Raw genomic sequence first — 14,898 nt, 5'->3', positions numbered from 1 at the left:
AAACACCCTTGGTCCTTGAAAATTGAATAAAAAGAACACAGTTTAAGGGTGTAAGAAAACCGTCTGTTTTCTAAATTAGGAGGTGTAAAAGATTTAGAAGGAGATAAGAATGTTTTCTTGCTAGTCGTAGATATTCTTGCTGTCTAATCTACGGTCGTGTTTGGAAGGACAGTACCTGAAGGCGTAGTGAACCTTTGGGAAGATTGTGTGAGGACAAGTTGCGGAGAAATAAGTAGCACAGGTAAGGGTTACTTCGGTAACTATCTGTTAGCAGAAGGATTTCTGATACTTGGTACATTTCGTGTGATTTGTGGTTCACAGGTTGAGCATTTACCTAACATGCCAGGTTATCGTTTTCCCTAACAACGAACACTATATTTTGTTTTATTTGATTTACTTGTAAACAAGAGGAATTTTTTATTAGGAGGCGTTCAAATGACGGAAATTCAACGATTGATTTGTTTTTTAGAATCTGGAAAACGTAAGGAAATTTCGATGGCTGAATATGTTTCTCTGCAACAAAGAAGACAGAAATGGTCAGAAAGACGTTATCGTCAATTATTAGCGGAATTATCAAGAAGTCAGGCGATTCTTCCAAATTATGTCACTCAAAACGGTCAGGTTGTCCGAATGTTGAAATTGCGAACTGCTTAGGTTTAGAAAAATAGAGGAGACACCTACTAGTAAAGAAAGGGACATCTGATGGAAACAAAGAAAAAAGGATCAAGATGGCGGTCAGTGAAGAAACGATCCAAAAACTTCAGTGGATCGTAAAGGAAGACCAAAAGAAAAATAAAAAGAGAATCTATCCTTGTGATTCTTTAGAGCGAATAATCGATAACGAATATGTTATATGTAAAGTATTTCGAGAAAATTAATTAAGAGAAGGAGTCAATGTCTATGGTAAAGGTTATGGGGAAATATACCGGACATGTATATTATTCCTGTCAAAGCCAAACAGAAGCCTATGAATGGATTCATGCGAAAAAAATTTTTGAGTCATTAGTTATTCTTGTACTTCCTGGAAAGAAGGCAATGGTGTGAGTACAAAATATCATTACAGTCCTTTGGTAGATGCTTTTATTCGAAGAACTGATTTACGGGAAGAAAGAAAACTCATTCGTCGTTTTGAGAAAGAGATTTTAGCTGAAATTAGTCAAAGAAAAGATCGTCAGCTTCCAGTAAGTCAATATATTGCACATTTTTCACCAAAAGAAAAACGTTGTTTTTTTGGTCTTTTGAAACGATTTGAACGAGTGAAAGTCTATTATCGTTTTGAAGAAGGCGTATCACATCAATATTTGATTGTGTCATAAAAGAGGAGGATACAGCAGATGAAAAATTATGATCCTAATATTCGATGGGGAAAACATACTGTTAAAGTTTCTTTTCAACGTTGGGATTATAAAGGATTTGTAATGTTTAGAAAAGGTGGAAACTATAAAGGATTAGATGTTTTAGCATGAGACGAGGATGATTTGTACGATCAACCATTGATTGATAATCCAGTTGGGTTTGGATTGCTTTCTGAAGATGATGAAGGCAATGAGTGGTTCCAAATGACTCTTACGAACGATAAAGGAGACGAATTATCTGTAGAAGATGCTTGGTCATATTGAGCGAATATATTGTTGGTATTGAAATTATTGATTTTGTAGCAGATAAAGAAAAATAGAGAATAGAGGAATAGACAATGAAAATAAACAAAATTAGCACAGTTTCTTTAACTACATTTCGGTTGAGGAAAGAATATGAAAAGGAATTGACTGAATCTAAAATTCCAAGTTTTGTACAAGAAAGAATCGAATATTTTGCAAATTATCTTTCCAAAGGAATAACATTTTCAGATTTGTATTTGTTTGTTACAGCTGAGTCAGATGAAATTGAACTAGCAACAATGTTTGAAGAAATTTTTGATAGTTCCTATTTGTATACGAGTAGTGAATTTGTGAACTGGTGTCGAGATCCAAAGAATTGGAAACAACGACAATTCGAGTTAGCAAATGCAGTTATCCATATATATCAACAAAGAACAAGGAAGGAACGAATGATCGTATGAATGGCTATTTTCTAATTTTTTTAGTACTAGTAGGTTTTATGTTATTTCTTTTGCACGATAAACAAAAAGTATATAAGAGAAATTTTGGTAGGAAAATAGGTAGGTAATATTTCTTCAAATTCTCTAAATGAATTTACGAGTTTTTTTCCCTCGTACATTTGATACGATTATGAATTTAAAACGTACAATTATGAATATGACGAACTAAATAACAAGTAAGTTTGATATAATTCTTTTGTTATATTAATTCTAAAAAAGTATTTCCAACAGAAACTAATCAGGTATTTATTTGGTAAGTAAAGTATTGTTTATCTTTTCTTGCTAATCCAAAAAAATCACCTATTTTTAAAGATTTAGAAGCATATTTCAGTTCTGGAATCTCAAACAAATTATTCTTTTTGTTCGTTACTTTGATAGGTAATTGGATTTCTTCTCCTGATTCGGGAGATAGAATAGCAATGTTTTTATCTTTAAAAAGTACTAATTTGAGTTTTTCCCAAATCTTGAATATCAGCACCTTGAAGTTTTTTTAGTTCGCTTAGCGAAGGATAATTAGAATTACTAATCACACTGCTAGAGGTTGTGGTGGTTACGGAACTATTTGTTTCTGTTTTTCTAAACAGAGAAAAAGCAATGATAAGTACAGATATCAGTACGATACTGAGTGATAAGATTATGAGGGATTTTTTCTTCATAATAGTTTTCTCCATATTGAATTGTTTTTTCGATAAAGAAGCAGAAACGACTTATTGGTGTTTCTGCTTCTTCGCTTGTAATTGTTTAGCGTAGGCTTCTATGTCGCTTTTTAAATACAAGCGTACAATGGAAGGACCTTTACCAGCCTTGCTCTCATAGAAGGGATCAATCATATTAGTACGAACAGATTGTTGAAATCCTTGAGCAGATTGTCCAGTAATTTTTAGAGCTTCTTGTTTAGTAACAAGATTATTATTCATCCATTGCTTTATTTCATTAATGTCTTTAGTATCCATAGTTCTCTCCTTATTCTATTAATTAATAAAAATTATACTAAAGATATTATAAATGAAAAAAATTAAAAAATCTAATCTAAAATGGTTGTAATTATATTATATAAATATAATATAAAATAAAATGAAAGAAGGAACGAAACATGAAATTATTACGAGTACTTGCATTTGGAGCAACTATTGGTGGAGTTGCGTTAGCAACTGCTCACGAGAAAGTAAATGCAGAAGAATGGACACCACGTACTGTGGAACAAATCAAAGCAGATATGAAAGGTAACGAATATACAATCGTTTGGGGAGATACGCTAAGTGGAATCAGTCAAGCAACAAACATTTCTGTACAAAAATTAGCAGATATGAACAAAATTGCGAATGTAGACTTAATCTACGCAGGCAATAAACTAGTTTTTGATGGCAATGTAGCAACTGTTCAGAATAACAAAGGAGAAACAGTTGCACAATCAGTAATCCAAAATGAAGATAAAGTAGTTGCAAACCAACCAGTTGGACAACCAGTACAAGGTACAACAAGCAATAATACAACAAATTCAGCAACTCAAAGCACAACAACACCTTCAACTAATAACACAGTAACAGGTAATATACAAACTGGCGGTCAAACAACTGGAAATACAGGAACAACAACGCCAAGCACGCCAGAAAATAACGGTGGCACAACTCAAACACCAACACAACCAAGTCAACCAAATAATAATGGTAATCAAAATGGTTCGATAGGTGGAAATACTGGTGGAGGACAAACAACCCCTTCAACTCCAGGAAATAGTGGAAGTACGACAACACCTTTACAACCTAGCAATAAACCAAGCGGAGGAAACACAGGTAGTTCAGGATCAACAGGCGGAAATACTGGAACAACTACTCCAAGTAAGCCACAAGCTCCAACGATTGTGAGTGGATACATTGGAAATAGTGGAAAAGTGTTTGATACTCCAGAAGAAGCAAATAAATTTGCTGATGAAAAAGCTGCGAATGATTTAAGTATTAAAGGATATAAATTGATTACTATTGATTATAGTGATGGTTCTGAAAAATTCTCGATTGATTTCTACTAAGATAATTTAAAATAGTAATTTTTTTGTTAGTAAAGAAGGAATGACGATAAGTTATTTCTTCTTTTTTTATGTTTATTTTAAGAGGTGATTTCAATGAATTACTAATTGTATTGTTAAATTGATAAAAAATTATAGGGAGGAAAGTATAGATGAAGTTTAATCAATTTAATAAGATACGGAAAAAAGTAACTGTTTTTATGCTCTTATTGAGCTTATCTGGTGTTATTAGTCAACCATTAAGTGCATTAGCTGAAACAGAAATATCTAATCAAGCGGAAAGTAGTCAAGTAGAAAAGAGCAATTCTCAAAAAGAAAACAAAGATATAACCAATTCTTCTGTTCAAGAAGATAAACAGAAGGAAGACAAAATTGCAAGCAAAGGTATAGAAGGAAAAACAGAACAATCCATTCCTATGGTAACTGAAAGTTCTATAACTGATGATACAGGTACAAGTAAAGAAGAAACAACTTCTGATTCTTTAACAGAACAATCAGATCAAGCGAATAGACAATCATTAACGCCTGTTCCTGCGAAGACTGAAGATCAATTAAATCAAGAAGTGAAAAAAATATTTGCAGATAATGGTTATGAATTATTAGAAGACGGTTCAATTCGTAGTACGACAGGGACTTCGTATCGTTCTAATTTGTTTGAGGTACTACAAAAAGTAGAATTAATTAAAGCACAAAACCAAGCACAAGCGAGAGCAGTATTGGGAAGTGCTTTTTTTGTTATGCCTAGAGGAACAGGAGTTGTTTATGTTGACTCTAATTATGGTGATTCTGCTTTTCATTGGTCACAATCGAATGGAAATGTAGAAACTGGCTATTATGCTAAAAAAGATGGTAATGGCAATATGCTTTGGTGTGTGGAACCAGGAGTGCCTTTAAACTGGGGAGCGAATGCTGGTTTTACTACTTCTGAGGTATCTGATGACAAATATGTAAAAGCTTCTTTAGTCGTTTATTGGGGGTGGGAAAAACAAAAATCAGTTGTGAATGCTTTTTATACAGAAAAATTAGTTCAAGAAGTGACAACTGGAGTAACAACCTCTGATATTAAAGATTTAAGTGGTCAAGGTCGAATAAGCCAAGCGGGTTATGAATCATTCAAAAAAGAGGTAATGAAAAAAGTCAATGCTTTTTATACAAAGCCTTCATTTGATGGAAAAACATATACTATTAAATTAGGAGAGACTTTGACACTAACGGATTCGAACAATTCCTTACCTTATTATAAAGTTCTAAATAATAATGCTAATGTTACTATTTCTCAATCTGGAAATACTTTAAAAGTTACTCCTACTTCAAGTAGTAATATTAATGGATTTGTTAGATTTAAGTATGAAATTGATCCTTCATTTAAAAGGGCTAAAATTTTATATCAAGCGTCTTGGCTTCAAGATGTAATTTTTGCTGGCATAGGAGATCCAGCATATTCAGATATAAATATAAAAGTACTAAAAAACGGAAACGTCAAAATTAAAAAAGTAGACGCAGATACAGGAAAATCTATTTCTGGTGCGAAATTCAAACTTTCTTATGGTGGAAAACAGGTAGAAGTTATTACAAATGCAAATGGGGAAGCTGATCTGAAAGACGTTCCTCATGGGACAAAAGTAACGATTCAGGAAATTCAAGCTGCTAACGGTTATGTGTTGAACAAAACACCACAAACAGTCACAATCGAAGCAAATCAAACAGTTACGGCAACTTTCAAAAATAAAAAACAAGTGGGTCATTTAGATCTTATTAAAGAAGATAAAGAGACAGGAAATCAACCGCAAGGTTCAGCCCGATTAGAAGGCGCTGCGTATGGCTTGTTTGAGACGAATGGTCAAAAAGTAAAAGAAGTGACATTGAAAAAATCAGAAGATAAAGTCACTGGTTCTTTTGAAAATGTGCAAATTATGCACGATTATTACGTGCAGGAAATTAAAGCGCCAGAAGGCTATAACATTGATCCAACAAAATATCCAGTAAATATTGCTTATGCTGGTCAAGATAAAGAAATTGCAGTTCAATCAATGACTGTAAAAGATCAAGTGATTAAAGGTGGCATAGAAATCGTTAAAATCGGTGATAAATCACTTGTAAAAAAAGTAATGGACAAAGTGACTGGTAAGTCTGATAATGTGAAACCTAAAATAGAAGGGGCAGAATTTACAATTACTTCTAAAACAACAGGGAAACCAGTCAAAGTAATTACGACCGATAAAGATGGTAAAGCAAGTACAGGTAAAACATTGCCTTATGATTCGTATGTAATGACTGAAACTAAAACACCTGAAGGGTATCTAACGATTGATCCAATCGAATTTACGATTTCGGAAGAAGATCAAAAATTATTCTGGGTATTGGAAGATAAAATCATTGAAGCTCGTTTACACCTAGTAAAAGTAGATGGTGAAACAGGAAAAACAATTCCATTGAAAGATACCACGTTCAAAATTTGGGATCGATGGTCAAATGATGGAAAAGGGGACTATGTTTCAATGCGTGTTCCTAATTCATTGGAAGTCAGTGACGAGTTTAAAACCAATGACAAAGGGGAATTGGTCACAAGTGATAGTTTACCATTTGGTAAAAATCGTTATGAAATCCGTGAATTACGTGCGCCAGAAGGTTACTTGCTTGCGACTGAACCAGTTGTTTTTTCTGTAACTGAAGCTGATGCAGGTGGTGTGATTACGATTAAGTTCAAGAACATGCCACAAAAAGGGCAAGTGAAAATTCATAAAACTGGAGAAAAAGGGATCTCTACTGTCGAAAAAGAAGGCGAATATGGTAAATATGTCGATATTCAATACGATCAAGTGGATTTAGCAGGTGTCAAATTCAAAGTTCGTGCGGCAGAAGACATTACAACGCCAGACGGTACCGTTCGTTTAGCAAAAGGTGAGTATGTTCAAAAAGACGGAAAAGATCTTGAATTAGTGACAAATGATTTAGGAGATACTCTTTCTGATCCTAATTTGTATATTGGGAAATATGAAGCAATTGAAATTGAAGCACCAAGTGGTTTTGTGATGGCGGAAGAACCAATACCTTTTGAAATTAAATATGCAGGTCAATTGGTTGAATTATCTTCGACTGATGTAGAAATTGAAAACTCATTACAAAAAATCAATGTATACGGCTATAAGAAACAAGAAGTCGTAACTGGTTGGGAAGATGGAAAACCAACCATTGAGCTTGAAAATGCGAAAAATGGTCAAGTGTTCGGTTTATATGTTGGCGAAGAAGGACTACAAATTGGTTATGATATCTTACCAGAAGGTAATGCTCTTGCTTATGCAAAAGTAGAAGACGGAAAACTTTCATTTGAAGGATTGACCTTACCTAATATTCCAAGTAATTACTACTTACAAGAAGTGAACGCTGGGAAAGATCATGTATTAGATGAAACAAAATATACGTTCCAATATGTTCCATCAAGCAATGAGAAAGAACATAATATTCATGTATTTGCGGACGGATACGCTGAAAATAAAGAAATCTTGACGAAAATGGCTCGAAAAGAGATTGAAAACAAATTAGCATATACAAACGTTGAGCTAATCAAAACGGATAACTTAGGTAACAAACCGCTTGAAGGGGTTGAGTTCCAATTAATTCGTGTAGATGGTAAAAAAGAAACAGTGATCGACACGTATAAGACAGATAAAGATGGAAAAATCGCTGTGAAGAAATTACCAACTGGAAAATACAAATTCAAAGAAACGAAACCATTAAACTGGTACTATCCAAATGCAGACGATTTGAGCTTTGAAGTAACGCCAGAAACCAATGGGCAAGAGATTTCACTTAAAGCGGTCAATAAACGTAAGCCAATGAAAATCATCACACTTTTAGCAACCGTAGACGGCAAAAAAGAAGCTGCCCCTACTGTTGATAATACATTGCGTGATAAAGTAGAAATCAAAGGCGCAGAAGTTTTTCATACGTACTATATCGTAACGCCATACGTTGATCCAGCAACGAAAAAGGTGATTACAACTGTTGAGTCTACGTATACCGCAAAAGCTGAGAATGAAACAATTTATGTGGATATTCCAATCGCAAAAAATACGATGAAAGACGGTCAAAAAGGGGTAGCTACTCACTATATTTATTACGACAAAGAGAAAACAAAAGAAGTTGGTAAAGAAGATGATTTGAAAAATAAAGATCAAACTGTCACATTCAAAACGCCTAAATTTTTATCAAAAACGAATGAATCAAGCAACGTACTAATAAGTATGATCGGCTTGGTTCTTTTTGTTTGTGCTAGTGTTGTAGTTTTTGTTCGTCGTAAATCACACAAATAATTAATGAAATAGAGATAGTTGAAACGACTATCTCTATTTTTATTCAAGGAGAGTGAGAAAAATGTTTTCTAAATTTCTGAACAATTATAAAATGCTACAAAAAAATATGCTGCCCCTATGTATTTTGAAGGAAAGCAAAAAAATGTATCTTTTTAGAAAAATATAAATGTTCAATATACGAAGTAAGACCAGTAATATGTAGAATGTATGGCATGTGTCTTACTTGTGGGTTAATTAAGAATAAAGAAGTTGTTTTTCAAGAAGGAAGAGATTTAACTAATATTCAACTAATTATTGGAGACGAGATTATTAAGCAAAGAAACTATCCCTTATTTTATTTCTTTTCTTTCTTCTTAAGTGAAGAATATTATCATATTACTATGAAGAAGCTGTCAATGATACGTTCTCGGACAGAAAAAGGCTATGCAGATTTTACAAAAATGGTTAAAGTGTAATTTTATTTTTTCTATGCTAATATTGTATTATTTTGTTCGTTGTAAGTCGCACAAATAATTAATAAAAAATTGAATACCAAATAAGCGGTTAGAAAATTTCTAATCGCTTATTTGGTTTTATAAAGGAAGTAGCGAGTTTTATAAAAATTTTTTGAAAAAAATGTGAAGTCACTTTATTGTTGAGAGATTTTGGTTAGAATGAAGGAGGATAACGATAAGTGAATAACAATTGTGATAATCAGGTTTCTTCTGACTTAAAAGAAGGCGTTTGGCAAGTAGAAGATCATACGCTGTGTGAAGAATGTTCAGAAGAACTATTTTTCAAAATGAAGGATAACTATCATGAATTTTCTTTAAGTATATCCGTCGTTTTGAATTGTTTGTTCATTGCAGAAAAAGAAGGATATGTTCCTAGATTACCAGATTATTGGTGGGTTCAAATTCGACAAAAGATTCCTGCAGAAACTATATTGAATAAAGGAAAGGAAGAAAATTTGTAGATGAAGAGAACGAGTAAACTATTATCTGCTTTATTATTATTAGGTCAAGTTGTTGGCTATACTCCATCTGTTTTAGCAGACGAAGAACAATCAACTGTAGCGACAGAACAATCAACGACAGTGAATACAGATCGTTCTACAACTGATAGTACAGATACAACTAAGGAAGAAACCACAACAGATTCTTCCATTGAACAACCTGAACAAAAACCAAGTGAATCAAACGATCAGACGACTAACTCTACGGCAGATAGCTCACAAACAACAGAGTCAAAACCAGAAACAACTACTTCTGGTACGATTGACTCTAGTCAACCAGAAAATAATACGCAAGATACTACTGAGCCTTCAGAAACGATTCCTGTGGAACAGCCAACTACAAAACCGAGTGAATCGGGCAATCATGGAACAACACAACCAGCGAAGCCTGCGGAAATCACTCCTTCACAATCGGTTGCGACACAGCCTTCAACAACTGAACAAAATGCGCAATCCAAAGTAGAAACAAAGGCACAAGCTCAACCAACTGTGCAAGAAGAGTCAAAAGCTTATCATCAAGCACCAACTGCACCAATCCAAGAGCTAGTACCTTCTAGCACACAGGATAACGAAGGAAACATTCATTTTGAAAAAGATGAGTCAGTCGAAACGTTTATTCGTAAAATTGGCGAATCTGCTCGTAAGATTGGACAAGAAAATGATTTGTATGCTTCCGTCATGATTGCCCAAGCCATTTTGGAATCAGCGAGTGGTCAAAGCCAGCTGGCGCAAGCACCAAATTATAATTTATTTGGAATCAAAGGGACATATAATGGAAAAGGTGTCTCTTTTGCGACACAAGAAGATTTAGGTAATGGAACACTTTATACTACCCAAGCTACTTTTAGACAGTACGAGAACTACGAGGATAGCTTAAATGACTATGCTCAACTCTTAAAAGAAGGCTTAACAGGAAATAGCCATTTCTACGATGGAGTTTGGAAGTCAAATGCAAAAACTTATCAAGAAGCTACAAAATTTCTAACAGGACGTTATGCGACAGATACTAGCTACGATAAAAAATTAAATGGTCTAATCGAGACCTATGATTTAACCACATATGATAAAGAAGTAGCAGGGCCGCAGTTAAGTAAAGAAGGCTATATCGTACCAGTGAAAAACTATACGATTTCTAGTCCATTTGGCACTCGTGGGGGAGAATTTCATAGAGGATTAGATTTGGCAGCAGCACAAGGCGAGCCAATCTATGCTAGCAAAGCAGGAACAGTCGTTAAAGCCGAGTTTCACCCTTCTTGGGGGAATTATGTAGCTATCGAGCATGAAGACGGTACAACGGCTTTATATGCGCATCAACAAGAATATCAAGTCAAAGTTGGTGACAAAGTAAAGCAAGGACAAATTATTGGTTATGTTGGCTCGACAGGAAACAGTACAGGTAGTCACTTACATTTTGAATTATGCTTAGATCACAGCTTAAACCAATCACAATTGATTGATCCAGAAACAATCTTATTCTAAGAAATATTCTAATATTGATTTTCTGAATAAGTTGAGTACAAAAATTATAAAAAGTTATGTTGAACAATTAAAAATTAGCAAAAGAAGTATGACGTATAGTAGTTTAGTTTGGTCGATATGAGAGATTTACGTAAGTGAAAAATTAATTATATAAGTATTCTCTATTTTCCAAAAAACTCTTACTTCAAGTATTTATAACTGCTAGATTTAGTTAAGTAATTAGCAGTATTAGTAAGGAGGTAGAGAGAATGACTTTTTATCAATTACTACAATTAGATCCTTTAATACTTAAGCAAAAAATAAAAAGTACAAAATCCAAGTATGATCGTAGAAAATATCTTTTATCCCTAGTTTTACGTTCATTTTTAATTGTTGGTTTTGCTATCTGTGTGATTGCTTTATCTACGAAGTTTTTTGGTGAATCCAATAAGTCATATGCTATTGTCTTTTTCTGTATGATGCTTAGTCTAAGATTCGTTGACTTTGGGTATAAATACGCTCAATCAATTTTAGGCTTGAGTGTTGTCTTTGGTGCGTTTTTTGTTGCACCATTTGTCCATTTATTACCACATTTTACTTTGCAAGTATTGTTGCACTTCCTTTTACTAGGAGGAATACTAATTGCTACTCTAAGTGATCCCAAAATGGGAAATCCGTCATTATATGGATTTTCTTATATATTTGTTGTTTATTCGACAATAACAGAACAAATAACGAAAAAATTATTGAATGATCGTCTTCTTTTCTTTGGTCTCTTTTTCCTTATATTTTGGTGGATAATTTATCATAATCATCGCAATAAGCACAAAAAAAAGACAATGTTCAATGCTTTAAAAGAAAAGAGTGTTTCATTGAAAATTTGGTTATTTTCCTATGTATTTTTCATTAGCTTATTATTGTCTGTTAGTCAGTATATATCTTTTGAACGATTCATGTGGGTTGGGTTTGCCTTTTCCTCTTTATTTGCGAGCTATGGATTTTCAATAATTGATTTGAAAACACGTGCAACCGATCGTTTGTTAGGCACAATTATTGGTATATTTTCTTTTATTCTATTAAGTATGTATTTACCAATTGAGATACTAAGTTTATTGGGTGGTATTTGTTTAGGATTTTGTTCAAGTTACCGTTATAAAACGGTTTTTAATTGTATTGGTGCGTTGACGATAGCTAGTCAGATGTATGGAATTCCTCAAACATTAGCAATGCGGTTTACTTATAACTTGTTAGGTGTAAGCTTAGCTATTTTGGGAATTTGGTTTGTAAAAATGTTGTTAAATCAAAAAAAATTGTGAAAGAGGCTAATTGATAAAAGAGCTTGCTCATATCATATAGTAAGTATAATAATTATTCTAATAAAAATAAGTATAGAAAATAAATTTATATTATTATCTTTTTATATAATTTATTTTTCAATCGCGCTTGCTTGATCCAAAAACAGTCTTATTCTAGGAAATAAGGCTGTTTTTATTTTGCTATAAAGGAAAGAAGGAAGGAGTTCATATGATATTTTATGCAGGTCTGTTTGTGGGTACTATGTTTGGAATAGGAATCATGGCACTATTAGTTCCAGGAAAACAAGAAGATCAACAATTTAAAAGAGAATAAAAACAGATTTATCTAATTTTTAGGAGGAATTTTTATCTTGGAAAACCAAAAATCAAATTTATATCCTGTGAAGGATTTATTATTAGAAGAGAAAGATTACAATTTTTATGCCTATAGTAGAGACATTATCAAATCTCGTGTTTCAAGAAAATTGAGAAAGAAAAAGAATGGCATAATTGAAACTGAATATTGTTATTGCTTACCTGACAATGCTGTTAAGAGTCAACCAACTTATCAAAAACAGTTACCAAATGCTCGATATATTAAGAATTTGTGTATTTTAGATGATCGAAGAAATGTCATTCAAGAAGTACCTATTTTGAGAGTGATCCAATCTCGAAGTGGGGCTTTAAATTTTGGAATTGATCGTCAGGCATTTACGGAAAATCTGATGAAACAAACTACAAAAGAATAAGTAGGTATTATTTAATTTAGGATTTTAGGAGGATGTTTGATTTGGAGAGACAAGAGGAAAATCTATCTTTTCCTGATTTATCAATCGAAAATACAGGAAATCATGTATCAGATGAATTAAAACCGTTAATAAAAGAATTGCGAGAAATAGTTAATGAAGTACAACAATTGCCAGATTTTATTAGGAATTTGGAAAATCAACGAATAATCGGTAACAAATATAATGATTTAATGGTAGATAAGGAAACAAATTATTTTGAGCTAATTGCGCATTTGTTGGCATTTTTTGTTCCAGAGTTAGATGCTTCAGGCGAATCTCAAAATCAGACAAAAGAAGAACGAATCAAAGAAATGGATATAATTTGTTCTAAATTGAATCAGTATTTCATACGAAATATCCTATTTCGCCTTCAGACGACATTGGATTCAAAGGAATTTTTACAATATATGACAGTGTGTGAGAATTTCTGTCTTCAAAGTGAAAAATTAATAGGTAAGAAGAGTTAAATGAAAAGAGGTGATCATGTTGTTATTAGAACATGTATTGAAACAAGTCATTCAAGAGACCTATCCAGATAAGAAAATCTATCAGGACTTTACAATTAGGATCGTTCCTAAAGAGCTAAAATCAAAACATGGACAATACATTCAAAATGATCGAAAAATCGAAATATATAATTTGAGTCGGGCACCTGGCGCAAACTTTTTAACTGCTTTGCATGAAGTGGCTCATCATATAGAAGCTATGGATCTCGGCGAAACAGCGCATAAAGAAACGTTCTATGCTCGTTTCTATCCTTTAGTCTGTACAGCGTTAAATAAAGGATATCTCAATCAAGAAGATCTTTTAATGGATAGTCAGGACTCTTCTGATTATAAGAAACTCTGTCAGTATTATGGCAATTCTTTTGCAAAGGAGTTTACAGAGTCAAAAGAAAAAGATACGGTGGTTGTTTTGGGTGCTTATCATGCACGTGCCTTATTAAAAAGACGTGATTTTTCTTACTTATCTAGTCAACATATGTGGGTAAGAAAATTTGAAAACGAAGCACAAGCCATGAGAGAACGACAAATTTTGGAAAGTTTTCACCAAGATTTTGAGTTGAAAGTCGTTTCCTTCTTAGAGCCAATTTTCGTTCAAATGTATTATATTGCTGTTCCTGGTGCTTATCAATATCGTGAAATTTTACGAAAAGAAGGTTTTATCTGGAATGGGTATGGCTACAAAAATGCGTGGATAAAGAAAATTCCGAGTATAGAATACCATAAAGTACGTGATTTTCTAAAAGAACAACGATTGTCAGGAAAACGAGTACCCGAATTACAAAAATAATTGAATCAAGTGTTTTTCAGATAGAAGATTTTGTATCTTCTATTTTTTTTATAAAAAAATAAAGGAGAAATGAATATGGCATTATCTGTAGAACAACGAAAAACAAAAGAGGTCGCAATGGCAGTTTTAGAAGCCAACGGCCAAGACTATGATACGGCATTAGATCAGTTCCACCAGAAAATTATTTCCGAAAATCAAGAACTGATTTTAAAAAGCTTGAAAAAACAAGCAAATAACAATCAAATTCAGAAAGGACAATACAATGGAAAATAATCAAATGAATCTTTTAGGGCAAAGGAAAAAATATAGAATTTCTTCATGGGTAAAATTTAGTTTAAGTGTATTTGCGGTTATTTTTCTCTTTCAACTAGTACTTCCGATGGAAGCATTTGCTGATATACAAAGTTCAGTAAACCATGCTGGTGATTCAATCACAAAATTAGTACGAAATATCACTGCTGCAATTGGAACAGCAATTATTGCAGGTGGATTTTTAGCTAACATGATGCCAATTATGGAAGTTAGTCAAAAAGCAAAGATGATTATTATTCGTGCTGGAGTTTCTATTCTAGGTATTTCATTTGCGGCACAATTAGTGGATTGGATTATGTCCATTAAATAGTTTGAAAATGAAAG

Annotated in this window: 18 protein-coding genes and 1 pseudogene; 17 read left to right on the top strand and 2 right to left on the bottom strand. The window is 33.1% G+C overall.

The genetic code is table 11. The annotated features are described in order from the left end of the window. The first annotated feature begins 435 nt into the window (after positions 1–435). The 5 genes and pseudogenes from IGK21_RS13130 (at position 436) to IGK21_RS13110 (ending at position 2,059) form a co-directional block, all read left to right on the top strand. On the top strand, positions 436–654 hold the full coding sequence (locus tag IGK21_RS13130) for a hypothetical protein (RefSeq protein WP_081115518.1): 219 nt from the start codon (positions 436–438) through the stop codon (positions 652–654). A gap of 246 nt (positions 655–900) precedes the next feature. Continuing rightward, entirely contained in the window at positions 901–1,044 is a 144-nt protein-coding gene (locus tag IGK21_RS13125; protein WP_164906917.1) for a hypothetical protein, read from the top strand. Next, complete coding sequence (locus tag IGK21_RS13120; protein WP_081115516.1) at positions 1,041–1,316, top strand: hypothetical protein; 276 nt, start codon at positions 1,041–1,043, stop codon at positions 1,314–1,316. The genes IGK21_RS13125 and IGK21_RS13120 overlap by 4 nt, the downstream gene beginning before the upstream one ends. An 18-nt stretch (positions 1,317–1,334) precedes the next feature. Then, positions 1,335–1,675: pseudogene (locus IGK21_RS13115) on the top strand (DUF5406 family protein). Between the two features lie 18 nt (positions 1,676–1,693). Beyond that, positions 1,694–2,059, top strand: coding sequence for a hypothetical protein (locus tag IGK21_RS13110; RefSeq protein WP_081115515.1), 366 nt, complete (start codon positions 1,694–1,696; stop codon positions 2,057–2,059). 470 nt (positions 2,060–2,529) lie between these two features. On the opposite strand, the gene IGK21_RS13105 is transcribed toward IGK21_RS13110, so the two are convergent. Both IGK21_RS13105 and IGK21_RS13100 read right to left on the bottom strand, forming a co-directional pair. Continuing rightward, positions 2,530–2,754 carry a hypothetical protein gene (locus IGK21_RS13105; protein ID WP_236592757.1) on the bottom strand — a complete coding sequence of 75 codons (225 nt, stop codon included), beginning with the start codon at positions 2,752–2,754 and terminating at the stop codon, positions 2,530–2,532. A 51-nt stretch (positions 2,755–2,805) separates the two neighbouring features. After that, positions 2,806–3,051, bottom strand: coding sequence for a hypothetical protein (locus IGK21_RS13100; protein ID WP_438719517.1), 246 nt, complete (start codon positions 3,049–3,051; stop codon positions 2,806–2,808). 140 nt (positions 3,052–3,191) lie between these two features. Between IGK21_RS13100 and IGK21_RS13095 the strand changes: the two genes are divergently transcribed. The 12 genes from IGK21_RS13095 to IGK21_RS13040 all read left to right on the top strand — a co-directional run bounded on the left by IGK21_RS13095 (position 3,192) and on the right by IGK21_RS13040 (position 14,884). Next, the gene (locus IGK21_RS13095) at positions 3,192–4,124 is read left to right on the top strand and encodes a LysM peptidoglycan-binding domain-containing protein (RefSeq protein ID WP_081115513.1); all 933 of its coding nucleotides are present in this window, start codon (positions 3,192–3,194) and stop codon (positions 4,122–4,124) included. Positions 4,125–4,273: 149 nt separating this feature from the next. After that, positions 4,274–8,434 (top strand): SpaA isopeptide-forming pilin-related protein, encoded by a 4,161-nt coding sequence (locus IGK21_RS13090; RefSeq protein ID WP_438719515.1) that lies wholly within the window; start codon positions 4,274–4,276, stop codon positions 8,432–8,434. Positions 8,435–8,637: 203 nt separating this feature from the next. Then, entirely contained in the window at positions 8,638–8,889 is a 252-nt protein-coding gene (locus tag IGK21_RS13085) for a hypothetical protein (protein ID WP_438719513.1), read from the top strand. 218 nt (positions 8,890–9,107) lie between these two features. After that, positions 9,108–9,389, top strand: a complete 282-nt coding sequence (locus tag IGK21_RS13080) for a hypothetical protein (RefSeq protein WP_081115510.1) — start codon at positions 9,108–9,110, stop codon at positions 9,387–9,389. Beyond that, a complete protein-coding gene (locus tag IGK21_RS13075; RefSeq protein ID WP_081115509.1) occupies positions 9,390–10,907 on the top strand; it encodes a peptidoglycan DD-metalloendopeptidase family protein in 1,518 nt (505 codons plus the stop codon). A 248-nt stretch (positions 10,908–11,155) separates the two neighbouring features. After that, positions 11,156–12,202 carry an FUSC family protein gene (locus IGK21_RS13070; RefSeq protein WP_081115508.1) on the top strand — a complete coding sequence of 349 codons (1,047 nt, stop codon included), beginning with the start codon at positions 11,156–11,158 and terminating at the stop codon, positions 12,200–12,202. 208 nt (positions 12,203–12,410) lie between these two features. Further along, positions 12,411–12,515, top strand: a complete 105-nt coding sequence (locus IGK21_RS13065; RefSeq protein WP_128436221.1) for a DUF3789 domain-containing protein — start codon at positions 12,411–12,413, stop codon at positions 12,513–12,515. Between the two features lie 37 nt (positions 12,516–12,552). Then, positions 12,553–12,930 (top strand): hypothetical protein, encoded by a 378-nt coding sequence (locus tag IGK21_RS13060; protein ID WP_081115507.1) that lies wholly within the window; start codon positions 12,553–12,555, stop codon positions 12,928–12,930. A 41-nt stretch (positions 12,931–12,971) separates the two neighbouring features. Continuing rightward, positions 12,972–13,436, top strand: coding sequence for a hypothetical protein (locus IGK21_RS13055; protein WP_081115506.1), 465 nt, complete (start codon positions 12,972–12,974; stop codon positions 13,434–13,436). A 16-nt stretch (positions 13,437–13,452) separates the two neighbouring features. Further along, a complete protein-coding gene (locus IGK21_RS13050) occupies positions 13,453–14,262 on the top strand; it encodes a hypothetical protein (RefSeq protein WP_181918653.1) in 810 nt (269 codons plus the stop codon). Positions 14,263–14,337: 75 nt separating this feature from the next. Beyond that, the gene (locus IGK21_RS13045; RefSeq protein ID WP_081115504.1) at positions 14,338–14,535 is read left to right on the top strand and encodes a hypothetical protein; all 198 of its coding nucleotides are present in this window, start codon (positions 14,338–14,340) and stop codon (positions 14,533–14,535) included. Then, complete coding sequence (locus IGK21_RS13040; RefSeq protein ID WP_081115503.1) at positions 14,525–14,884, top strand: hypothetical protein; 360 nt, start codon at positions 14,525–14,527, stop codon at positions 14,882–14,884. Before IGK21_RS13045 ends, IGK21_RS13040 begins: the two co-directional genes overlap by 11 nt. The last annotated feature ends 14 nt before the right edge of the window (positions 14,885–14,898 follow it).

This window comes from Enterococcus sp. DIV1421a (genome assembly GCF_051711025.1).
Lineage (GTDB): Bacteria > Bacillota > Bacilli > Lactobacillales > Enterococcaceae > Enterococcus_B > Enterococcus_B hirae.
This window is presented reverse-complemented; position numbering and strand designations above follow the sequence as displayed.